Annotated in this window: 18 protein-coding genes; 10 read left to right on the forward strand and 8 right to left on the reverse strand. The window is 71.6% G+C overall.

Annotated features, from left to right (window positions below; genetic code table 11):
- Nucleotides 1-149 precede the first annotated feature (149 nt).
- Genes ACZ6CV_RS22180 through ACZ6CV_RS22200 form a run of 5 tightly spaced genes read right to left on the reverse strand, consistent with a single transcriptional unit; the run spans nt 150 to nt 5,844 of the window.
- Nucleotides 150-1,460 carry a DUF58 domain-containing protein gene (locus tag ACZ6CV_RS22180; protein ID WP_469252479.1) on the reverse strand — a complete coding sequence of 437 codons (1,311 nt, stop codon included), beginning with the start codon at nt 1,458-1,460 and terminating at the stop codon, nt 150-152.
- Complete coding sequence (locus ACZ6CV_RS22185) at nt 1,460-2,446, reverse strand: AAA family ATPase (protein ID WP_469252480.1); 987 nt, start codon at nt 2,444-2,446, stop codon at nt 1,460-1,462. The genes ACZ6CV_RS22180 and ACZ6CV_RS22185 overlap by 1 nt, the downstream gene beginning before the upstream one ends.
- Entirely contained in the window at nt 2,446-3,744 is a 1,299-nt protein-coding gene (locus ACZ6CV_RS22190) for a DUF4350 domain-containing protein (RefSeq protein ID WP_469252481.1), read from the reverse strand. The genes ACZ6CV_RS22185 and ACZ6CV_RS22190 overlap by 1 nt, the downstream gene beginning before the upstream one ends.
- Entirely contained in the window at nt 3,741-4,466 is a 726-nt protein-coding gene (locus ACZ6CV_RS22195) for a DUF4129 domain-containing protein (RefSeq protein ID WP_469252482.1), read from the reverse strand. The genes ACZ6CV_RS22190 and ACZ6CV_RS22195 overlap by 4 nt, the downstream gene beginning before the upstream one ends.
- A 4-nt stretch (nt 4,467-4,470) precedes the next feature.
- Nucleotides 4,471-5,844, reverse strand: coding sequence for a DUF7847 domain-containing protein (locus ACZ6CV_RS22200; RefSeq protein ID WP_469252483.1), 1,374 nt, complete (start codon nt 5,842-5,844; stop codon nt 4,471-4,473).
- A 140-nt stretch (nt 5,845-5,984) separates the two neighbouring features.
- Between ACZ6CV_RS22200 and mtnA the strand changes: the two genes are divergently transcribed.
- The 7 genes from mtnA to ACZ6CV_RS22235 all read left to right on the forward strand — a co-directional run bounded on the left by mtnA (nt 5,985) and on the right by ACZ6CV_RS22235 (nt 14,920).
- Nucleotides 5,985-7,142 (forward strand): S-methyl-5-thioribose-1-phosphate isomerase, encoded by a 1,158-nt coding sequence (mtnA, locus tag ACZ6CV_RS22205; RefSeq protein WP_469252484.1) that lies wholly within the window; start codon nt 5,985-5,987, stop codon nt 7,140-7,142.
- Nucleotides 7,143-7,146: 4 nt separating this feature from the next.
- On the forward strand, nt 7,147-7,836 hold the full coding sequence (mtrA, locus tag ACZ6CV_RS22210) for a two-component system response regulator MtrA (protein ID WP_198502768.1): 690 nt from the start codon (nt 7,147-7,149) through the stop codon (nt 7,834-7,836).
- A 1-nt stretch (nt 7,837) separates the two neighbouring features.
- Nucleotides 7,838-10,129 (forward strand): MtrAB system histidine kinase MtrB, encoded by a 2,292-nt coding sequence (mtrB, locus tag ACZ6CV_RS22215; protein WP_469252485.1) that lies wholly within the window; start codon nt 7,838-7,840, stop codon nt 10,127-10,129.
- On the forward strand, nt 10,119-11,999 hold the full coding sequence (locus ACZ6CV_RS22220) for an LpqB family beta-propeller domain-containing protein (RefSeq protein WP_469252486.1): 1,881 nt from the start codon (nt 10,119-10,121) through the stop codon (nt 11,997-11,999). Before mtrB ends, ACZ6CV_RS22220 begins: the two co-directional genes overlap by 11 nt.
- A gap of 93 nt (nt 12,000-12,092) precedes the next feature.
- On the forward strand, nt 12,093-12,962 hold the full coding sequence (locus tag ACZ6CV_RS22225) for a ComF family protein (protein WP_469252487.1): 870 nt from the start codon (nt 12,093-12,095) through the stop codon (nt 12,960-12,962).
- 314 nt (nt 12,963-13,276) lie between these two features.
- Nucleotides 13,277-13,969 carry a ribosome hibernation-promoting factor, HPF/YfiA family gene (hpf, locus tag ACZ6CV_RS22230; protein ID WP_388667332.1) on the forward strand — a complete coding sequence of 231 codons (693 nt, stop codon included), beginning with the start codon at nt 13,277-13,279 and terminating at the stop codon, nt 13,967-13,969.
- A 207-nt stretch (nt 13,970-14,176) separates the two neighbouring features.
- Nucleotides 14,177-14,920, forward strand: coding sequence for a response regulator (locus ACZ6CV_RS22235; protein ID WP_055568536.1), 744 nt, complete (start codon nt 14,177-14,179; stop codon nt 14,918-14,920).
- A gap of 58 nt (nt 14,921-14,978) precedes the next feature.
- Here the strand turns inward: ACZ6CV_RS22235 and ACZ6CV_RS22240 are convergent, their stop codons facing one another.
- Nucleotides 14,979-16,142 (reverse strand): winged helix-turn-helix domain-containing protein, encoded by a 1,164-nt coding sequence (locus ACZ6CV_RS22240; RefSeq protein WP_469252488.1) that lies wholly within the window; start codon nt 16,140-16,142, stop codon nt 14,979-14,981.
- 101 nt (nt 16,143-16,243) lie between these two features.
- Entirely contained in the window at nt 16,244-16,816 is a 573-nt protein-coding gene (locus ACZ6CV_RS22245) for a GNAT family N-acetyltransferase (protein ID WP_469252489.1), read from the reverse strand.
- A gap of 224 nt (nt 16,817-17,040) precedes the next feature.
- Here ACZ6CV_RS22245 and secA point away from each other — a divergent pair, with 224 nt between their 5' ends.
- Entirely contained in the window at nt 17,041-19,875 is a 2,835-nt protein-coding gene (gene secA / locus ACZ6CV_RS22250; protein WP_469252490.1) for a preprotein translocase subunit SecA, read from the forward strand.
- Nucleotides 19,876-20,027: 152 nt separating this feature from the next.
- On the opposite strand, the gene ACZ6CV_RS22255 is transcribed toward secA, so the two are convergent.
- Nucleotides 20,028-20,567, reverse strand: coding sequence for an Rv3235 family protein (locus ACZ6CV_RS22255; protein ID WP_469252491.1), 540 nt, complete (start codon nt 20,565-20,567; stop codon nt 20,028-20,030).
- Between the two features lie 299 nt (nt 20,568-20,866).
- On the opposite strand from ACZ6CV_RS22255, the gene ACZ6CV_RS22260 reads away from it, so the two are divergent.
- Nucleotides 20,867-21,379, forward strand: a complete 513-nt coding sequence (locus ACZ6CV_RS22260; protein ID WP_469252492.1) for a DUF6912 family protein — start codon at nt 20,867-20,869, stop codon at nt 21,377-21,379.
- Between the two features lie 261 nt (nt 21,380-21,640).
- Nucleotides 21,641-22,306 carry an HAD family hydrolase gene (locus ACZ6CV_RS22265; protein WP_469252493.1) on the forward strand — a complete coding sequence of 222 codons (666 nt, stop codon included), beginning with the start codon at nt 21,641-21,643 and terminating at the stop codon, nt 22,304-22,306.
- Nucleotides 22,307-22,608: the final 302 nt, after the last annotated feature.

Below are 22,608 nucleotides of genomic sequence, written 5' to 3' on the forward strand. Positions count from 1 at the left end.
ACTGCAGGGGGGACCCTGTGGGAGAGTAGGACGCCGCCGAACTATTTTTGAATGGGAAACCCCCGCACCTTATGGTGCGGGGGTTTTCTGCGTTCTGGGGGCTTTTCGCGTCGGCCACCGCCCCGCCCCGCCCGGCGCATTCCGCATCCTCAGAGGCGGCCGGCTGCTTTGAGGGAAAGGTAGGCGTCCGCCAGAGCCGGGGCGAGATCCTCAGGGGTGGCGTCCACGACGGTGACTCCGCGGCGTCCGAGGTATTCCGCCGTACGGTGGCGCTCGGATTGGGCCTGGGCGGCTGCTGCCGCGTCGTAGACCGCTTCTGCCGTGCCGCGAGAGGTCGCCATCTTGGCGATGTGCGGGTCGGCCACCGACGCCACCACAAGCTTGTGGCGTTCAGTGAGACGAGGGAGTAGCGGGAGAAGGCCCTCTTCGATGGGCGCCGTGTCGAGGCTCGTGAGCAGGACGATGAGGGAAGTGCGGGACGCCGTGCGAAGAGCCGTCGCGGTCAGGCCCTGGGCGTCCGTCTCGACGAGTTCGGGCTCGACGGTGGCCAGGGCGTTGACCAGGGACGGGAGGACATCCCCCGCGGAGCGTCCCTGGACCAGGGCTCGTACGCGACGGTCGTAGGCGAGCAGGTCCACCCGGTCGCCCGCACGGGAGGCGAGCGCGGCCAGGAGAAGCGCGGCGTCCATGGCGGCGTCGAGGCGCGGGGCGTCGCCCACGCGGCCGGCCGAGGTGCGGCCGGTGTCGAGGACCAGAAGGATGTGGCGGTCGCGTTCCGGGCGCCAGGTGCGGACCGCGACGCTGGACCGGCGGGCCGTGGCCCGCCAGTCGATGGAGCGGGTGTCGTCGCCGGGGACGTAGTCGCGGAGGCTGTCGAATTCGGTGCCCTGGCCTCGGGTGAGGACGCTGGTGCGGCCGTCGAGTTCGCGGAGGCGGGCCAGTTTGGAGGGCAGGTGCTTCCGGCTCGCGAAGGGCGGCAGGACGCGGAGGGTCCAGGGGACCTTGTGGCTGCCCTGGCGGGTGAAGAGGCCAAGCGGGCCGTACGAGCGGATGGTCACGCGGTCGGCCTGGTGGTCGCCGCGGCGGGTGGGGCGCAGGCGCGTCGCGAGGCGGCGGCGTTCGCCGGGCGGGACGGTCAGGCGGTGGCGGGACGCGTCGACTTCCGTGCCGGGCTGCCAGCTGCTCGGCGGCCAGGCGTCGCGGAGCTCCGCGCGCAGGGGGCGGTTGGAGGGGTTCGTGACGGTCAGCTCTACGGTGGCGGCTTCTCCCAGTCGTACGGAAGTGTCGCCGGAGCGGGTCAGGCCGAGGCGGCGTACGGGTGCGGCCAGGGCGAAGTCGCAGGCGCAGGCCAGGGCCAGCGGGGCGTTGACGGCGGCGATGCCGGTCCAGCCGGGGTCCCACAGGCCCACCGGGAGGGTGCCCAGGGCCGCGAGGAGGGCGGTGCGTCCGGTGAGGGCCATCAGCGGGGGACCGGGACGTGGGCGAGGATCGCGTTGATGACGGAGTCGGCGGTGACGCCTTCCATTTCCGCCTCCGGGCGGAGCTGGATCCGGTGGCGCAGGGTGGGCAGGGCGAGGGCTTTGACGTCGTCGGGGATGACGTAGTCGCGGCCGGTGAGCCAGGCCCAGGCGCGGGCCGTGGAGAGCAGCGCCGTGGCGCCCCGGGGGGAGACGCCGAGGGTGAGGGAGGGGGATTCGCGGGTGGCGCGGCACACGTCCACCACGTACGCGGTGATCTCGGGGGAGACAGAGGTCTTGGCGACGGCGGCGCGGGCGGCTTCCAGGTCCGCGGGGCCGGCGACGGGGCGGACGCCGGCGGCGTGCAGGTCGCGGGGGTTGAAGCCTGCCGCGTGCCGGGTGAGGACGTCGATCTCGTCCTGGCGGGAGGGGAGAGGGACCGTCAGTTTGAGCAGGAAGCGGTCGAGTTGGGCTTCGGGGAGGGGGTACGTCCCCTCGTACTCGACGGGGTTCTGCGTGGCGGCGACGAGGAAGGGCTCGGGGAGCGGGCGGGGCACGCCGTCGACGGTGACCTGGCGTTCCTCCATGGCTTCGAGGAGGGAGGACTGGGTCTTGGGCGGGGTCCGGTTGATCTCGTCGGCCAGCAGGAGGTTGGTGAAGACCGGTCCTGGCTGGAAGGAGAACTCGGTGGTCCGGGCGTCGTAGACCAGGGTGCCCGTGACGTCGCTCGGCATCAGGTCGGGAGTGAACTGGACGCGCTTGGTGTCGAGTTCGAGGCTCGCGGAGAGTGCGCGGACGAGCAACGTCTTGGCGACTCCGGGGACTCCTTCGAGTAGGACGTGGCCGCGGCAGAGGAGGGCGACGACGAGACCGGTGACGGCGGAGTCCTGGCCGACCACGGCCTTGGAGATCTCCGCGCGCAGCGCTTCGAGGGAAGCGCGTGCGTCGCGGTGATCGCCGCTGGGCCCGTTGTCAGTGGTCGGGTCCATCATGAGTGGCGTACCTCACTTTCGAGGGCGTCGAGTTGGTCCGCGAGGGCGACGAGCGCTGCGTCGTTGCCCGGAGGCGGTCCGAAGAGCAGGGGGTGCAGGTCTTGGCCGGGGGTTCGGAGGCGGGTGGTGAGGGCGGGGAGCAGGGTCTCGGGCGTGTGCGCCCGGGTGGGGGAGACGCCGACGAGGGGGGCGAGGCGGGTGCGGGACGCCGTGCGTAGGGCCGCGGCCGCGCGGTCGCGGGCGTCGACCTTGCGGTAGAGGCGGGCGCGGCCTTCGACGGCTTCGGAGGCGCGGATGGCGACGGGGAGGCGTTCGGCGACGAGGGGGCCGAGGCGGCGTGCGCGCCACAGGGCGGCGAGTACGGCGGCGACGGCGAGTTGCAGGGTGCCCCAGCGCCAGCCGGAGGGGATGAGGTCGAAGAAGCCGCGGCGCTCGGAGTCGGTGGCGGCCTGGTCGTCGGAGAGCGAGGGGAGGTACCAGACGACGTGGGGGCGGGAGCCGAGGAGTTGGAGGGCGAGCGAGGCGTTGCCCTGCTCGTCGAGGCGGTCGTTGAAGAGGATGTCGGGGGCGCCGAGGACGACGGTGTCGCCCTTTCCGTGGGGGGCGGGGAGTTGGAGAAGGCCGGGAAGTCCGTCGCTGAGGTAGCAGGCCTCGGCGTCCGGGGCGTGGGTGTCGTAGCGGATGCCGCCCATGTCCGCGTCGCCGGCGCGGCGTGCCGCGGGGAGGGAGCAGCGGGGGGAGAGCGTCGACTCGGCGCTGGTCGTGGGGGCCGCAGTGACCCCCGGGGCGAGGTCCTTGAGCGAGGGCCTGCCCGGGGTGACGAGGACGGTGCGGCCGCCGGAGTCCTCGGTGGCCGCGTGGAGGCCGGAGCGTTGGCGTCCGGTGAGCAGGTCGGGGTTGGTCACGAGGAGGGTCGTGTCGGGGCCGGCGGCGGCCCTGGCCTCTTCGGTGCTGGTGACGACGCGGGTGGACACGCCTCGGTCGGCGAGGAGTTCGGCGAGGGCCCGGCTGCCGTGGGTGTCGGTGGAGCGTGGGTCGAGGCGGCCGTGCCGGCCGTCGGAGCGGACGGCGGCGACGGCGACGGCGGCCGCGAGAAGGACGACCAGGGCGAGGACGATGCCTCGGGTGCGGGTCCAGATCCGGCGTGGGGTGGGGGAGAGCGAGGTCGAGGCCTGCGCCGGCTGCGCTGGGGGCGACGTCGAGGCGCGCGCTGTCTGCGCAGGGGGCTGCCCCGGGGTGGTGGCGGGTGCGGCGGGCTGCTGGGCCGGCTCCGTGGGCGGGGTGGGGCCGGTCATTCGGCGGCCCCGCGGGGACTGCCGCTCGGCAGGGGGTGGTCGGGGCCGGCCAGTACCGGTCTGGTGCGTGCCAGGTCGTGGTCGAGGGCGGCCAGGCGCAGGTACGCCGCCTGGTCCGCGGTGCGGCCGCCGTATGTCACGTCGTCGAAGTCGTGGGCGGCGGCGCGGAGTCGGCCGGCGTGGGCGGGGAGCGGGCGGCCCGCCTCCGCGGCGGCCTCGTCGGCGGTGCGGCCGGGGCGGGGGTCGAGGAGCGCGCGTTCCTCCAGGGCGCGGACGAGGGCGCGCATGCGTTCCTGCACGGCCTGGTTCCAGTGGGCCCGGGCGGCGTGTGCCTCGGCGGCCGCGCGGTGTTCGGCGGCGCTGCGGGGGCGGTCGTCGAAGAGGGCGGGGGCGGATCCCGCGGTGCGGTGCGGGGTGCCCAGGCGCCACCAGAAGGCGGCGATGACGAGCACGATCGCCAGCACGATGACCAGGAGTCCGAGCGCGCCGCCCGGGGTGGCCCCCGAGGCGGCGGAGAACAGGTCGTCGACCCAGCCCCAGAAGCGGTTCAGGGCGCGCTGGAAGAGGCTCGGGTCGTTCTCGTGGTACATCGGCTTGGACAGTTCGCGTTCGGCGGCCTCCCGCGCGGGGTCGCGCGGAACGGTCACCGGCGGCTCGTCGCCGGTGCGCGGCAGGAGCGGAGCCGCCCCGAGCCGTCTGAGTGCTGCCCCCGCCGCGGTCACCGCATCAGCTCCCCGGGGTGCCGGGCGGGGTGGGGGCGTGGCCGGGGACGCCGGCGGCGCGGGCCAGTTCGAGGTCGAGGCCCTCGCGGCGGATCCGCTGGTCGACGTAGAGGAGCACGGTGACGCCGGCCGTGATCGGGAACGTCAGCATGGAGCCGATGATCGAGCCGACGCCGCTGATGATCAGGAAGGTCCAGCCCAGCTCGCCGGTGTTGTCGAGGAAGCCGGTGACGCCTTCGCCGCTGGCCGCCCCGGCGATGAAGGTGAACGGGATGACGATGATCGACGCGATGACGTTGGCGATGATCGCGGCGAGCAGCTGGATGCCGAAGACCCGCCACCAGGAGCCGCGGACCAGCTTGGCGGAGCGGGTCAGGGACTTCTTGATGCCCTGCTTCTCCAGCATGAGCGCGGGAGAGGAGAGCGAGAGGCGGACCACGATCCAGAGGGCCGCGACGCCCGCGGCGAGACCGCCGAGTACGGCGAGGGCGGCACCGGCGTCGGACGGGCCCGCCAGCGCGATCAGCAGTCCGGGCAGGATGCCGACGGTGACGACGGCGGCGCCGATGAGCGGAATGAGCAGGGTCAGGCCGAACAGCTTGGCGAGCTGGGGTCGGGCGTCCCGCCAGGCCTCCGCGGCGGTCACCGACTTACCGAGGACGGCGCGGCTGGTGACCATCGTCAGGAGGGCCGTGGCGACGATGGTGCCGAGCAGGGTGATCGCGAGGACCACTCCGGAGCTCAGCAGGTTGTCGCCCATGGCGCGGGTGAGCTCGCCGGGGGTGGCGCTCCGGTCGTTGAGCGTGTCCGTGTCGATGGCTTCGTTGAGGACGAGCCCCTGGAGCAGGACGACGATGATCTTGGTGACCACGGCCACGGTGAGGGAGATGCCGAGGACCGTGCGCCAGTGGGCGCGCATGGTCGACACGGCGCCGTCGAGGATCTCGCCGACGCCGAGCGGGCGGAGCGGGATGACGCCGGGCTTGGCCGCGGGCGGGGGGCCCTGCCAGGCTCCCCAGCCTCGATAGCCCCCCGGGCCTCCAGGGCCTCCAGGGCCTCCAGGAGCGCCCGGACCACCGGGGCCGCCGGGAGCGCCCGGAGGCGGGCCGCCCCAGCCCCAGCCGCCGCCCTGGCCGGGCGGAGCGGGCGGTGGCGGCGGGGCCTGGCCCGGGCCCGCGGCGCTGGGCGGGGACCACTGGGCGGGCGGCGGCTGCTCCTTGGACCACTTGGACGGGCCGCCGTCCTGGCCGCCCTCCTGGCCGGCGTGCTGGCCGGCGTGCTGGCCGGCGTCCGCGGGTCCGTCGGCGTCCGGCTTGCCGGAGTCCTGTCCGTCGGAGGGGGCAGATCCGGGCGAGGCCCAGCCCGGAGTGTCGTTCATCGTCGCTCCTTCAAGGTGCCCGTCCGCGGGTGCGGCGGCAGGTTGCCAGCCATCGTGCCACGGTGTGCCCGGGAGGTGACCGGGTGCCGTAGCGGCTGTACACCTTCAATTGTCCGCCGGGTACGGGGCAGACTGGGCGGATGGCTGATCAGTACGCGCAATCGAGTGAGGACAACCGGCCGACCGAGATACCGACGGTTCCCGCGATCCGATGGGACGACCCACCCGAGGGGCCCGTGGTGGTCCTGCTCGACCAGACCAGGCTGCCGGGCGAGGAGATCGAGCTGGTGTGCACCGACGCACCGGCCCTGGTGGAGGCGATCCGCACGCTCGCGGTGCGAGGGGCACCGCTGCTGGGCATCGCGGGGGCGTACGGCGTCGCCCTCGCCGCCGCCCGCGGCTTCGACGTGGACGAGGCGGCGGACTCGCTGGCGGGGGCGCGGCCCACCGCGGTCAATCTTGCCTACGGGGCACGTCGCGCCCAGGCCGCCCACCGCGCCGCGGTCGCCGGCGGCGCCGACAGCCGGCGGGCGGCAGCGGCCACCCTCGACGCGGCGCGGGCGCTGCACGCCGAGGACGCCGAGGCCAGTGGCCGGATGGCCGCCCACGGCCTGGCGCTGCTCGACGAGCTGCTGCCCGGTGGCGGTCACCGGATCCTGACGCACTGCAACACGGGGGCCCTGGTCTCCGGAGGGGAGGGCACGGCGTTCGCGGTGGCGCTCCGCGCGCACCGGGAGGGGAGCCTGCGCAGGCTGTGGGTGGACGAGACGCGGCCGCTGCTGCAGGGGGCCCGGCTCACCGCATATGAGGCGGCGCGGAACGGAATGGCGTACACCTTGCTCACGGACAACGCGGCGGGTTCGCTGTTCGCGGCCGGTGAGGTGGACGCGGTGCTGATCGGTGCCGACCGCATCGCGGCCGACGGTTCGGTGGCGAACAAGGTGGGGAGCTATCCGCTCGCTGTGCTGGCGCGCTACCACCATGTGCCGTTCATCGTGGTGGCGCCCGTGACGACCGTGGACCCGAAGACGCCGGACGGAGCGGCGATCGAGGTCGAGCAGCGGGGCGGCCATGAGGTGACGGAGGTCACGGTGGTGCAGGGGCCCGTGAACGGGATGGAGGCGGGAGGCGGGATTCCGGTGGCACCCCTGGGGACCCAGGCGTACAACCCCGCGTTCGACGTGACGCCACCCGAGCTGGTGACGGCGATCGTCACGGAAGAGGGCGTTCTGTCACCTGTGACAGCAGAGGGCCTTGCCGAGCTGTGTGCCAGGTCACGCCAGGTAACGATGAGCTAATGGGATGATGTCAGGCATGAAGGGACGAGTCCTTGTCGTCGACGACGACACCGCACTGGCCGAGATGCTCGGGATTGTGCTGCGTGGTGAAGGTTTTGAGCCGTCGTTCGTAGCTGATGGCGACAAGGCGCTGGCCGCTTTCAGGGAGGCAAAGCCGGATCTTGTACTGCTGGATTTGATGTTGCCGGGCCGTGATGGCATCGAGGTGTGCCGCCTGATCAGGGCGGAGTCCGGGGTGCCGATCGTGATGCTCACGGCCAAGAGCGACACCGTGGACGTGGTGGTCGGCCTGGAGTCGGGCGCCGACGACTACATCGTGAAGCCGTTCAAGCCGAAGGAGCTCGTGGCCCGGATCCGGGCGCGGCTGCGGAGGTCGGAGGAGCCCGCGCCGGAGCAGCTGGCCATAGGTGACCTGGTCATCGACGTGGCGGGGCACTCCGTGAAGCGGGAAGGGCAGTCGATCGCGCTGACGCCGCTGGAGTTCGACCTGCTGGTCGCGCTGGCCCGCAAGCCGTGGCAGGTGTTCACGCGTGAGGTGCTGCTCGAGCAGGTCTGGGGCTATCGGCACGCGGCGGACACCCGTCTGGTGAACGTGCACGTACAGCGGCTCCGCTCCAAGGTCGAGCGCGACCCCGAGCGGCCGGAGATCGTGGTGACCGTCCGTGGCGTCGGTTACAAGGCCGGACCGAGCTGACGTGTCCCGGGACAGTTCCTCCTCGGCGCCCGGAGCTTCGGGGGCTCGTTCGGGGCGGACTGGACCGGCGCGGCACCGCTCCCGGTTCGGGCGGCTCGCCGACGGCGGGCTGCTGCTGCAGGGCGGGGTGCAGGGCAGCCCCGTGCTGCGGCTCTTCGTGCGCTGGGTGCGCCGCCCGCTGCTGCCCGCGGTGCGGCTGTGGCGGCGCAACATCCAGCTCAAGGTCGTCGCCACGACCCTGCTGATGTCGCTGGGCGTGGTCCTCATGCTCGGCTTCGCCGTGCTGAGCTCGGTGAACAACGGCCTGCTCAAGGCCAAGGTCAAGGCCTCGCAGAGCCAGGCCGACGGCGGTTTCCGGGCCGCGCAGGACAGCGTCAACGCCGCGCGGCAGAGCGCGGGACAGGGGCAGGGCCAGGACGGCAGCACGGCCGACGGCCGCAACGCCGCCGTGTGGATGTCCGACCTCGTCGAGCAGCTCTCCAGCGGCGGGCAGAACGCCTTCGCCGTGGTGACGCTGAGCCCCACTTCCGCGGGCGACTCCGGCAGTGTGCGCGGTTCGCGGGCCTCCGGCGGCGTCGAGCCGATCCTGAGCGTGCCCGAAGAACTTCGCCGCCAGGTCGACGACGGCACCGGCGTCTATCAGGCCAACACCCGCATCGTCTTCGACGACGGCCGTGAGGCACAGCCAGGCCTGGTGATCGGCAAGCGGCTCAACGACCTCAACGGCGATCCGTACCAGCTGTACTACCTCTTCCCGCTGACGCAGGAGGAGGAGTCGCTGAACCTGGTCAGGACGACGCTCGCGACCGCGGGCCTCTTCGTCGTGGTGCTTCTGGGCGCCATCGCGTGGCTGGTGGTGCGCCAGGTCGTCACGCCGGTCCGGATGGCCGCGGGCATCGCCGAGCGGCTGTCCGCGGGGCGTCTGCAGGAACGGATGAAGGTCACCGGTGAGGACGACATCGCCCGGCTCGGTGAGGCCTTCAACAAGATGGCGCAGAACCTGCAGCTGAAGATCCAGCAGCTGGAGGAGCTGTCGCGGATGCAGCGACGTTTCGTGTCCGACGTGTCGCACGAGCTGCGGACGCCGCTGACGACGGTACGGATGGCTGCCGACGTCATCCACGAGGCGCGGGTGGACTTCGATCCGGTGACCGCGCGGTCGGCGGAGCTGCTCGCCGACCAGCTGGACCGGTTCGAGTCGCTGCTCGCGGATCTGCTGGAGATCAGTCGGTTCGACGCGGGTGCGGCGGCGCTGGAGGCGGAGCCGATAGACCTCCGTGAGGTCGTACGCCGGGTCGTCGGCGGTGCGGAGCCGCTCGCCGAGCGCAAGGGCACGCACATACGGGTCGTCGGGGACCAGCAGCCGGTGGTCGCCGAGGCCGACGCGCGCCGGGTGGAGCGGGTGCTGCGCAACCTCGTCGTCAACGCCGTGGAGCACGGTGAGGGCAAGGACGTCGTGGTGCGGCTCGCCGTCGCGGGCGGTGCGGTCGCCGTCGCCGTACGGGACTACGGCGTGGGGCTCAAGCCGGGCGAGGCGACCCGGGTCTTCAGCCGTTTCTGGCGGGCGGACCCGGCACGCGCGCGTACCACCGGTGGTACGGGGCTCGGCCTCTCCATCGCCCTGGAGGACGCCCGCCTGCACGGCGGCTGGCTGCAGGCCTGGGGCGAGCCGGGCGGCGGATCACAGTTCCGGCTGACGTTGCCGAGGACGGCGGACGAGCCGCTGCGGGGCTCGCCGATACCGCTGGAACCGGACGACTCCCGACGCCATCGCGGGCTCAACGACGCGGGGCTGCCTCTGGGCGGCGGCAACAAGCTGGCCACGGTGCCGGCGCAGGCGGCCGCGGCGGCCGCCGAGCGGGTGTCGCCGCCGGTGCCGGCCAAGGGGCCCATACCGCCGAGGCTGCTGCAGGCCGGGCCCGTGGACCCGACGGCGCTGCCCGGCAACGGCTCGCGGGTCGTGGCCCGCCGGCCGTCGGACGGTGACGGTTCGGACGCTTTGGATGGTGCGGACGGTTCGGGTGACGGCTTGGACGACGATCTGGACGGCGCGGATCTGGACCACGCGGACCTCCGCGACCCGGACCTGGACGACGTGGACCTGGATGACCCGGACCTCGACGACGTGGACCTGGATGACGCCGATCTGGATCTCGGCGACATGGACCTCGACGGCGTGGATCTCGACGACGTGGCGCCGGAGTCCGGGGCGGGCACGGGCAGGGAAGAGGCGGGCGCCCGCGGGGAAGAGCCGGGTACGGCCAGGGAAGAGGAGAACACTCGTGGTCGCTGACCGTGCCGGACACGGCCACCGTGCCCGAGCCGGCGGCCGCGCGCGCCGCGGACGTCCGCTGCGCACCGCCGTGCTGCTCGGCAGCTGCGGGGCGCTCCTGGCCGGGTGCGCCTCGATGCCCGACAGCGGGAACCTCAAGTCCGTCGACGCCTCGCAGCGCCCGGACTCGCAGTCGCAGGTCCGCGTGTACGCCATGCCGCCGCGCGAGGGCGCCAAGGCGATGGAGATCGTGCAGGGCTTCCTGGAGGCGCTGACCAGCGACGACCCGAAGTTCGCGATGGCGCGCAAGTATCTGTCCAAGAAGGCGTCGCGGGCGTGGCATCCCGAGGAGTCCACGACGGTGCTCGCGGACGGCCCCAACACCGACGCGGGCAACGCGGGCAACGACGCCGAGCGCAGCCGGCGTTACTCGCTGACCGGCCGCCAGGTCGCGCGGGTCGACGCGCAGCACGCGTACCGCCCCGAGGACGCGGCGTACAGCCAGTCCGTGCACCTCAGCCAGACGGGCGGCCCCGGCGGGAACGAGTGGCGCATCGACAAGCCGCCGACCGGCGTGGTGCTCGGCGAGTCGGACTTCCAGCGGATCTACCGGCCCGTCAACAAGTACTACTTCGCCGGGCCCGCCGGTGCGGGCGTGAGCGGTCGGTCGGGGCTGGTCGCCGACCCCGTCTACATCAGGCAGCGCATCGACCCGTTGACGCAGACGGTGAAGACGCTCCTGGAGGGGCCGACCAACTGGCTGCGCCTCGTGGCGAATTCCAGCTTCCCGAGCGGTACGGCGCTCAAGGATCCCGACAAGTCGCTGACCCTGGACGACCAGAACCGGCTGACCGTACAGCTGAACAGCCGCGCGGACGACGCCGGGCAGACCAAGTGCAAGGAGATGGCGGCCCAACTCCTGTTCACCCTGCAGGACCTGACGCCTTCGGGGGTCGAACAGGTGACGTTGCAGCGGTCGAACGGTTCGATGCTCTGTGTCCTGAGCCAGGACCGGGCCGAGACCGTCGCGCCGCACCGCAGCGCCGACCGCCCCGACTTCCAGTACTTCATCGACGAGAAGCACCGGCTGGTGCGGATGTCGGCCAACGCCGGGAGCTCGGTGGACCCGGAGCCGGTGACGGGCGCTCTCGGAGCCGGTGACCAGCCGCTGCGTTCGGCGGCGGTCGCGCGCGACGAGCAGCGGGCGGCCGGGGTGTCCCTCGACGGCAGATCTCTGTACACGGGGTCGCTGCTCTCGGACGACCCGCTCGGCAAGGCCCGGCTGCGCAGCAAGGCGAAGTCGGAGGAGGACCGCCTCTCCACGCCGAGTTGGGACGGCCGGGGCAACCTGTGGGTGGCCGACCGCGATCCGAAGCGGTCCCGGCTGCTCTGGCTCGAACAGGGCACGGGCAAGCCGGTCGAGGTCGCGGTGCCCGCCCTGGACGGCCGGGTCCGCGAGGTGCGGGTGTCGGGCGACGGCGTGCGCGTCGCGCTGCTCGTGGAGAAGGACGGCAAGAAGTCCCTGTGGATCGGCCGGGCCGAGCGGACCGCGGGCAAGGGGGAGCGGCCCTCGATATCGGTCCTCGACCCGACCCCCGCGGCGCCGCAGATGGCGGAGGTCACCGCCATGTCGTGGGCGGGCGGCAGCCGGCTCGTGGTGGTCGGCAGGGAGACCGGCGGGGTGCAGCAGATCCGGTACGTCCAGTGCGACGGCTCGGTGCTGCCGCTCACCACGCTGCCCGGCCTGACCGGCGTCGAGAAGATCGCGGCGTCCGACGACGAGCGGCAGCCGCTCGTGGCGCACTCGGACGACGGGATCGTCCGGCTGCCGACGGGGTCGCAGTGGCAGACCGTGGTGAAGGAAGGGATGGCCCCGGTCTACCCGGGCTGAGCGGGCCGCCTTCCCCTGCGCGGCGGAGTTATCCACAGGGGTGGTCGCGCCGCCCCCGTCTTGGCAGAGTGGTGGCCACGCGGGGGTGGTCGCATGCGGGGCTGGTGGCAGGACCGCTGGTGGCAGGAGCTCACCGACCTGGTGCTTCCGGCCGAGTGCGGCGGCTGCGGCGAGCCCCGCACGGCGCTCTGCGACGCGTGCCGCCGCGCCCTGTGCGGTGGCGCCGCGCGCCGGGTGCGGCCGGTACCGGAGCCGTCCGGGCTGCCGGTCGTGTACGGCGCGGCACCGTACGAGGACGCGGTACGGGCCGTCCTGCTCGCGCACAAGGAGCGCGGCGTCCTGGGGCTCGCACGTCCTCTCGGGGCGGCCTTGGCCGAGGCCGTGTGCGCCGGTCTGCGGGCCGAAACCGGGGCAGGGGGTGATAGGGCGCCGAGATCGCGGGTACGCGGCACCCAGGATGGTCCACAGGGGCAGGTGATGCCGTTGTCGCTCGTTCCCGTGCCCTCGGCGCGGGCCGCGGTGCGGGCGCGCGGGCACGACCCGGCGCGACGGATCGCGTTCGCCGCGGCGGCCGAGCTGCGGCGGGCGGGTGTCCCGGCGCGGGTGCTCGCCGTGCTGCGTCAGCGGCGCGCGGTCGCCGACCAGTCGGGGCTCGACTCCCGGCAGCGGCAGGCCAATCTGGCGGGCGCCCTGGAGGTGACCGCGGGCGGCGGCCGGCTGCTCGGCGACGGGCGGATCGTGGTCGTGGACGACCTCATGACCACGGGGGCGTCCCTGGCGGAGGCCACCCGGGCATTACGTGCTGTACGCACGGAAGAGAAAACGCAAGCGGAGACCGGACGGGACCGGGGAACGGGGGCCGTACATGGGCCGGTATTGGGCTGCGAGAAGAGCTGCGAGAAGACCTTCGGCGCGGCCGTTGTCGCTGCGCCACCGGAATCCTTCGAAATAAACCGGAACTGATTGAGAACTTGCGTCGTTCCAGGTGATGAGAGGTCTAAAGCACCTGAATGGAGGTACGCGGCAGTAGAGGGTGACGACTTCCCTCCGGGCGAGATATGTTCGGTTGTGAGGAATGGCGGACGCCGTCCCTCGCATATCGGAATGCCGGCCTGCGGGTTTTTCGCAATCACCCGGGCCGGTGGGGTGGAGATCTTGCCCACGGGGGAGGAGGAGGTGGAAGTCACCGAGTCCGAGGCCCCGGGAGTCACCGGGGCCAGGTGCAAAAGGGAGACGCTCCGCCACCGAAGCGGAGTGATCCGGGAACGGAGTTCTGCGTGGACATCGTCGTCAAGGGCCGCAAGACCGAGGTGCCCGAGCGGTTCCGCAAGCACGTGGCCGAGAAGCTGAAGCTGGACAAGATCCAGAAGCTCGACGGCAAGGTGATCAGCCTCGACGTCGAGGTGTCCAAGGAAACCAACCCGCGCCAGGCCGACCGTTCCGACCGCGTGGAGATCACCCTCCGCTCGCGTGGGCCCGTGATTCGCGCGGAGGCCTCGGCGGCCGATCCGTACGCGGCACTCGACCTGGCCACGGCCAAGCTCGACGCGCGGCTGCGCAAGGAGCACGAGAAGCGCCACAACCGCCGGGGCAACGGCAGGCTCTCCGCCGCCGAGGTCGCCGAGCGGGTCCCGGACGCCGCGTCCTTCAACGGAGACGGCTCCATCGCGCACGACGAAGAGCCCGACGGCGTGCCGGTCAAGAAGATCGGCTCCCTGGAGATCCAGGGCGAAGGACCCCTCGTGGTCCGGGAGAAGACCCACGTCGCGGCCCCCATGTCGCTCGACCAGGCGCTCTACGAGATGGAACTGGTCGGACACGACTTCTACTTGTTCGTCGACTCCGAGACCAAGGAACCGAGCGTCGTCTACCGGCGCCACGCCTACGACTACGGCGTCATCCGGCTCAACACCGACCCCATGGTCGCCAAGGCCGAGTCGGCCGGTGGCGGCGGAGCCCTCGCGGGCTGACCACCGCCCCGTATGACTGCCCCGTAAGAGCCGAGGTCGTGCCCCTGGAGCGCCTGTGCGCCCCCAGGGGCACCACCGTGCGCCCACGGTGCGCACCGCACCGGCGCCGGGCATGAAATCATGGGCGGGCCGGTCAACCGGTGTGCTGTCGCCTGGCGTTGGCGCAGCAGAGGCACAACAGGCCGCGGCCTTCATGGGGGAGGAACGATGGCGGACAGCTTCGGTCCGATGCGTCACGAGGGTGCCGGCGACGGCATCGGCATCGGCACGGACGCGGGCGCCCCACGCAAGGAGCCCATCAGGGTTCTTGTGGTGGACGACCACGCCCTCTTCCGCCGCGGCCTGGAGATCGTCCTCGCCGCCGAGGAGGACATCCAGGTCGTCGGAGAGGCCGGCGACGGCGCGGAGGCGGTCGACAAGGCCGCGGACCTGCTGCCCGACATCGTGCTGATGGACGTCCGCATGCCCAAGCGCGGCGGCATCGAGGCGTGCACCTCCATCAAGGAGGTGGCGCCCAGCGCCAAGATCATCATGCTGACGATCAGCGACGAGGAAGCCGACCTCTACGACGCGATCAAGGCGGGCGCCACCGGGTACCTCCTCAAGGAGATCTCCACGGACGAGGTGGCCACCGCGATCCGCGCGGTGGCGGACGGTCAGTCGCAGATCAGCCCGTCGATGGCGTCGAAGCTGCTCACCGAGTTCAAGTCGATGATCCAGCGCACCGACGAGCGCAGACTCGTGCCGGCGCCGCGGCTGACCGACCGCGAGCTGGAAGTGCTCAAGCTCGTCGCCACGGGGATGAACAACCGTGACATCGCCAAGGAGTTGTTCATCTCCGAGAACACCGTGAAGAACCACGTGCGCAACATCCTGGAGAAGCTGCAGCTGCACTCCAGGATGGAGGCCGTCGTCTACGCGATGCGGGAGAAGATCCTCGAGATCCGCTAGCGCCGTCTCTCGTTCGGCGAGCGGCCCCAGCTCCCGAGGCCCTGGGCGCCCCTGAGCCCTAGGCCACCGCGGCGGTCAGTGCCGCCGTCAGCTCCGGGCGGTCCACCCGCTCCACCCGTACGGCATCGCAGCCCACCCAGGACGCCGCCTCCAGCAGCGCCTGTGCCATCGGGGCCACCGCCTTCGGGCCGTCCAGCGACACCTGCCGGGCCACCAGCGTGCGGCCCTCGCGCGCGGGGTCGACGCGGCCGACCAGTCTGCCGCCCGCGAGCAGCGGCATCGCGAAGTAGCCGTGGATCCGCTTCGGCTTGGGCACGTACGCCTCTAGGCGGTGCGTGAAGCCGAAGATCCGCTCGGTGCGCGGCCGTTCCCAGATCAGCGAGTCGAAGGGCGACAGGAGCGTCGTGCGGTGCCGGCCGCGGGGCGTCGTCTCCAGCGCCTTCGGGTCCGCCCAGGCGGGCTTCTCCCAGCCCTGCACCGTCACCGGAACCAGCCCCGAGTCGGCGACCACCGCGTCGAACTGCTCGCCCTTGATGCGGTGGTAGTCGGCGATGTCCGTGCGCGTGCCGACGCCCAGCGCCTCGCCGGCCTGGCGGACCAGGCGGCGCAGGCACTCCGCGTCGTCCAGGTCGTCGTGGAGCAGCCCGTCCGGGACGGCGCGCTCCGCCAGGTCGTACACGCGCTTCCAGGAGCGGCGCTCCGTGCACACCACCTCGCCGTACATCAGCGCGCGCTCGACCGCGATCTTCGACTCGGACCAGTCCCACCACTCGCCCTTGTTCTTCGCGCCGCCCAACTCCGTGGCGGTGAGCGGGCCTTCGGCGCGGAGCTGCTTGATGACCTGCTCGTACGTGCCCGGGGTCAGGTCGTGGTGCCAGTGCGGGCGGGTGCGGTAGGCGCGGCGGCGGAAGGCGAAGTGCGGCCACTCCTCGATGGGCAGGACGCACGCGGCGTGCGACCAGTACTCGAAGGCGTGGGTCTGCGTCCAGTACGCCGCCTCCACGGTGTCGCGGCCCACGGCGCCCAGCCGTGCGTACGGAATCAGTTCGTGCGAGCGGGCCAGGACCGAGATCGTGTCGAGCTGGACCGCGCCGAGCTGCCGCAGGACGCCCCGCACGCTGGACCTGCGGTCCGGGGCGCCGAGGAAACCCTGGGCGCGCAGGGCGATGCGGCGGGCCTCGTCGGCGGAGAGTTCGGTGGCGGGACTCGGCAGACTCGTCATGGGGTGAACGATAGGCGGCGGCACTGACAAGGGGGCCTGGACCTGCGACTTGGTCCCGAAGCGGGATGTGCGCCTGGGCCTGGCCCGGGACTTGGGCGGGCTCAGTGCCGGGCGGGCAGGTACGGGTACGGCGACGGCAGGTCCAGGTCCGAGGGGAGCAGCGCGCCGATCCAGCAGTCACGGAGCACGCCCTTGTTGAGCAGACCCGCGCGGTTCATGCCCTCGACGGTGAAGCCGGCCCGCTCCACGACGGCCCGCGAAGCGGTGTTGCCGACCTCCGCCCGCCACTCCAGACGGGTGCAGAGCAGCTCCGTGAACGCCCACCGCGCGAGCCCCAGCACGGCCTCCGTCATATAGCCGCGGCCCCGGTGCTCCTTGGCCAGCCAGTAACCGACCTCCCAGGCGCCCGAACGCGGGTGGTGCAGGCTGGCGGCGGCGAGCAGGGGCCCGCCCTCGCGGGGGCGCACCGCGAAGGCGTACTCACGGTCGTTGCGCCAGTCGTCCGGCACCACGCGTTCGATGTAGGTCTCGGCGTCCACGCGCGCGTACGGCGACGGGATGGTCGTCCAGCGCTGGATGTCGGGATCCTGACAGGCGGCGTAGGTCTCGTCCGTGTCCGCGGGGGTGAAGACGCGCAGGCACAGACGTTCGGTGGTGAGGGTGACGGGCTCCATCGCACGATTCTGCTGGGGCGGAGGTGCCCGGAGCCACCTTTTTACGAGCTTTCGCGATCACCTCGCACGAGGCACTCGGGGGTGCTACCCGGCACCTTCGGCGCTCCTCGTCCGTTGACCTCATGGCACACCTCCCGGGGCAGCCTGGTCCTCGCATACGATGGCCGTTGCCCGACGAGTAAAACCGACCATGCCAGGCCCGACCGGCAAGGAGACCAACCCCCGTGTCCGTCCTCTCAAAGATCATGCGTGCAGGCGAAGGCAAGATCCTGCGCAAGCTGCACCGCATCGCGGACCAGGTCAACTCCATCGAAGAGGACTTCGTCAGCCTCTCCGACGCCGAGCTGCGCGCGCTGACCGAGGAGTACAAGGAGCGTTACGCCGACGGCGAGACGCTCGACGACCTCCTGCCCGAAGCCTTCGCGACCGTCCGCGAGGCCGCCAAGCGCGTCCTGGGCCAGCGCCACTACGACGTCCAGATGATGGGCGGCGCCGCGCTGCACATGGGCTATGTCGCCGAGATGAAGACCGGTGAGGGCAAGACCCTCGTCGGCACGCTGCCCGCGTATCTGAACGCCCTGTCCGGCAAGGGCGTCCACCTCATCACGGTCAACGACTACCTGGCCGAGCGCGACTCCGAGATGATGGGCCGCGTCCACAAGTTCCTGGGTCTGAGCGTCGGCTGCATCCTGGCCAACATGACGCCGGCCCAGCGCCGCGAGCAGTACAACTGCGACATCACGTACGGCACGAACAACGAGTTCGGCTTCGACTACCTCCGCGACAACATGGCGTGGTCGCAGGAGGAGCTGGTCCAGCGCGGCCACAACTTCGCGATCGTCGACGAGGTCGACTCGATCCTCGTCGACGAGGCCCGTACGCCGCTGATCATCTCCGGCCCCGCCGACCAGGCCACCAAGTGGTACGGCGACTTCGCCAAGCTGGTCACCCGCCTCACCAAGGGTGAGCCCGGCAACCAGCTCAAGGGCATCGAGGAGACCGGGGACTACGAGGTCGACGAGAAGAAGCGCACCGTCGCCATCCATGAGTCCGGCGTGAGCAAGGTCGAGGACTGGCTGGGCATCGACAACCTCTACGAGTCGGTGAACACCCCCCTCGTCGGCTACCTCAACAACGCCATCAAGGCCAAGGAACTCTTCAAGAAGGACAAGGACTACGTCGTCATCGACGGCGAAGTCATGATCGTCGACGAGCACACCGGCCGTATCCTCGCCGGCCGCCGCTACAACGAGGGCATGCACCAGGCGATCGAGGCGAAGGAAGGGGTGGACATCAAGGACGAGAACCAGACCCTGGCGACCATCACCCTCCAGAACTTCTTCCGCCTCTACAAGCGCGAGGGCTACGACAGCGGCCTCTCCGGCATGACCGGTACGGCGATGACCGAGGCCGCCGAGTTCCACCAGATCTACAAGCTGGGCGTCGTGCCGATCCCGACGAACCGGCCGATGGTCCGCGCCGACCAGTCCGACCTGATCTACCGCACCGAGGTCGCGAAGTTCGCCGCCGTGGTCGACGACATCGCCGAGAAGCACGAGAAGGGGCAGCCGATCCTGGTCGGCACCACCTCCGTGGAGAAGTCGGAGTACCTCTCGCAGCAGCTGTCCAAGCGCGGCGTGCAGCACGAGGTGCTCAACGCCAAGCAGCACGACCGTGAGGCGACGATCGTCGCCCAGGCCGGCCGCAAGGGCGCCGTCACCGTCGCCACCAACATGGCCGGACGAGGCACCGACATCAAGCTCGGCGGCAACCCCGACGACCTCGCCGAGGCGGAGCTGCGCCAGCGCGGCCTGGACCCGGTCGAGCACGCCGAGGAGTGGGCCGCGGCGCTGCCCGCCGCCATGGAGAAGGCCGAGCGCTCCGTCAAGGCGGAGTTCGAAGAGGTCAAGGAGCTCGGCGGGCTCTACGTCCTCGGCACCGAGCGGCACGAGTCGCGCCGCATCGACAACCAGCTGCGCGGTCGTTCCGGACGTCAGGGCGACCCCGGCGAGTCCCGGTTCTACCTCTCGCTCGGCGACGACCTCATGCGCCTGTTCAAGGCGCAGATGGTCGAGCGCGTAATGTCCATGGCCAACGTGCCGGACGACGTCCCGATCGAGAACAAGATGGTCACCCGCGCGATCGCCTCCGCGCAGTCGCAGGTCGAGCAGCAGAACTTCGAGACCCGCAAGAACGTCCTCAAGTACGACGAGGTCCTCAACCGCCAGCGCGAGGTCATCTACGGGGAGCGTCGCCGCGTCCTGGAGGGCGAGGATCTGCAGGAGCAGATCACGCACTTCATGGACGACACCATCGACGCGTACATCGCCGCGGAGACCGCCGAGGGCTTCGCCGAGGAGTGGGACCTGGACCGGCTGTGGGGCGCCTTCAAGCAGCTCTACCCCGTCAAGGTCACCGTCGAGGAGCTGGAGGAGGACGCGGGCGACCGCGCGGGTCTGACCGCCGAGTTCATCTCCGAGTCCATCAAGGACGACATCCACGAGCAGTACGAGGCGCGTGAGGCGCAGCTCGGCTCCGACATCATGCGGGAGCTGGAGCGCCGGGTCGTCCTGTCGGTCCTCGACCGCAAGTGGCGCGAGCACCTCTACGAGATGGACTACCTCCAGGAGGGCATCGGCCTCCGTGCCATGGCGCAGAAGGACCCGCTGGTCGAGTACCAGCGCGAGGGCTTCGACATGTTCAACGCCATGATGGACGGCATCAAGGAGGAGTCCGTCGGCTACCTGTTCAACCTGGAGGTCCAGGTCGAGCAGCAGGTCGAGGAGGTCCCGCTGGAGGACACGGCGCCCTCCCTCACCAAGGACGGCGCGCAGGACGCGGTGCCGGCGGGCGCGCACTCCCGGCCGGAGATCCACGCGAAGGGCCTGGAGGCCCCGCAGCGGCCCGACCGCCTGCACTTCCAGGCGCCGAACGCCGAGGGCGGGGTCGACGAGGGCGACTTCGCGACGGACGGCGAAGGGGTCCGGTCCGAGTCGGACGGGATGACCCGCGCGGAGCGGCGCAAGGCTCAGAAGGGCGGGCGGCGCCGGAAGAAGTAGCGGGGCGCTGTCGCTGTGACGTGACGGTGTCTTGCGGGGCGCTGTCGCTGTGACGTGGCGGTGTCTTGTGGTGCCGTTGCCGTGTGATGTGACGGTGGCTTGAGGTGTTGTTCGAAGGGGCCGGGCTTTTGCCCGGCCCCTTTGGCGTGCCTCTACGAAGCACTCGGGTCCGTCTCCACCGCCGTGCAGCGCCATCTGCGGTCCGGGCCCAGGGCCAGGCGGAAGGCCAGCGCGCGCAGGCGGGGGCCCGTCGCCACCCGTGCGAAGACCTCGTACGCCTCGGGGTGCGGCTGGTAGTGGCCGATGCGGTGGATCGTGGGGCGGTGGCCGCCCGCGCAGAGGGGGCGGAGCTCGGCGAGCCGGGCCAGGTCGTCGAAGGCGGTGTTGGCGATGTGCCGGGCCACCCAGTGCAGGGGGCGCTGGCCGCTGAGGACCAGGACGAGGCGTTCCGCGAAGACCTCCGTGGGGTGCGGGGGTGGCTGGGCGGGGATCGTGCGGGGGGTTTGGCGGGTTCCGGGGGCTGCTTGGCCCCGGGTGGGAGTGGCCGTGGGGGTGGGCCTCGTGGGGGACGGGGACGGGGGCGTGGAGGACGGGGGCGTGGGGCGGCGGGAGTCTCGGCGGTTCGGGGGGCGGCCCGCGGGGGTGCGGGTCGCGGTCGGGCGTGGGCGGGGCCTCGTCATCACCTTGCGCATGGGTGCCTCCGTCTCGTACCGGGGAGTAACTTTCGTTGGGGATCTTGTACGGGGGCGGCGGGGGAGGGTGCAAGCGGTGGCGGGGGGCGTGGGCGGGGGGATCCGGGTTCACCTATCAAGGGGGCGCGGGGCCTCGTTGAGGCGGTGGGCGCGGGGGCGTACCGGGTGACGGGGGTGGAGGTGCGTTGACGGTGTCCGGGGTGGTGGGGGCACCTCGATGGGGGACTCCCGCACGTATCCTGAAGGTCTTCCACGACCACGAGGTCCGCCCGTGCGGACACGGACGAAAGCGGTCAGCCATGCGCGTCTACGTTCCTCTGACCCTGCCCCGGCTCGCCGAGGCGTACGAGGCGGGGGAGCTGGGGCCCGGGCCGCTGGTCGCCTACGCCGTGACGCCCGCCCTGCGGGAGTGGTACGTCTCCGACGACATCGAGGAGCTGGAGTACGCGGCGCTGAACCGGGCCGCGATGGCGTCGCTGCGGCTGATCGCGGTGGACCCCGACGCCGGGGTGGCGCGGCGACGGGTCGTCCTCGCGGCCGACGTGCCGGACGGGGATGCGGTGGCCGACCCCGATCGTGGGCTCGATCAGGGGGCGCTCGGGGAGGTGCGGCTCGTGGGTGGGTTGCCGCTCGGGAAGGCCGCGGCGGTGCATGTCGATGCGGCGGACGCCGAGGCGGATGTGGCGGCGGCCGCGGCGGCGTTGGGGGCGGCGGATCAGGGGGACGATGATGCGCGGTTCGTGGTGGACGGGGCCGAGGATCATGAGTTGCTGTGGTTCGCCACGCAGGAGATTCCTGGGTTGATCGGCTAGCGGGTTTCGGTGGGGCGCCTCGGTCTCGGGCCTTGGGCGGTCGTCTGCGCCTCGGGTTCGTTTGTGGGTGCGGGGCCGCGGGGGGTATGTGCGTACTCGCCATCCACTGTTCGCCACGCCTCACGGACAACATTGCTATTGCTGGCTCGGTGCTCCGTGCGCACATACCCCCACGTCCCCTCCCGTCTCGTACGCGCGTGACAGCCGGTGGATTCCATGGCGTTCGGTCGACCCGGGCCGGGGGAGAGGTAGCGTTTTTGTATGAAGAGGTTGCGTGGGGCGCATGTCGTGTGGGACTGGAACGGGACGCTGCTGCATGACATTCATGCGGTGATCGACGCCACGAACGCGTCCTTCGCGGAGCTCGGGCTCGAACCGATCACGTTGGAGCGGTACCGCGATCTGTACTGCGTGCCCGTGCCCCGGTTCTACGAGCGGTTGATGGGGCGGCTGCCGACCGACGCCGAGTGGCAGGTCATGGACGCCGTCTTCCACAAGCACTACTGGACGCGGGTGGACGCCTGCTCGCTCGCCGAAGGGGCCTCCGAGCTGCTGGCCGGGCGGCGGGCCGACGGGCGTACGCAGTCGTTGCTGTCGCTCGCCCCGCACGAGCACCTGGTGCCGATCGTGCGCAGGCACGGCATCCACGAGTACTTCGTACGCGTCGACGGGCGGACCGACGCGTCCCACGACGGCAAGGCCGAGCGGATGGTGCGCCACCTCGCCGAGCTGGAGGGGGTGGACGTCGACCGGGTCGTGGTGATCGGGGATGCCCTCGACGACGCCGTCGCCGCCGCGCACGTCGGTGCGCGCGCCGTGCTCTACACCGGCGGATCGCACAGCCGGGCGAGCCTGGAGCTCGCCGGGGTGCCCGTCGTGGACAGTCTGGCCGAGGCCGTGGATGTGGCGGAGCGGCTCGTCGGCTGAGGGGTGTGGGCCGCGTGGCGGGCGCACTGTGCAGACTGTCAAAGTTCGCCCCCTGCTTTTGTACACATACGGCTCATGACGGCTGCCCGGTGCGGAGCGATAGCCTTGACCCGTGATCAGCGCGATATCCCGCGGAGGCATGGACGCCTCCGCCCTGCGCCCGGGGAACACGGACCACCGTGCCCGGGCCCTCGCTGACGCTTCTTCGCGGTGCGGCCGACCGGGCCGGGCGAGCCATCGGCCAGTGGAACCGCTGAAAATGGCGGAAAGCTGTCCGCTCTCCCATCACCGCGGCATAACGT

The organism is Streptomyces sp. NPDC041713 (assembly GCF_055591085.1).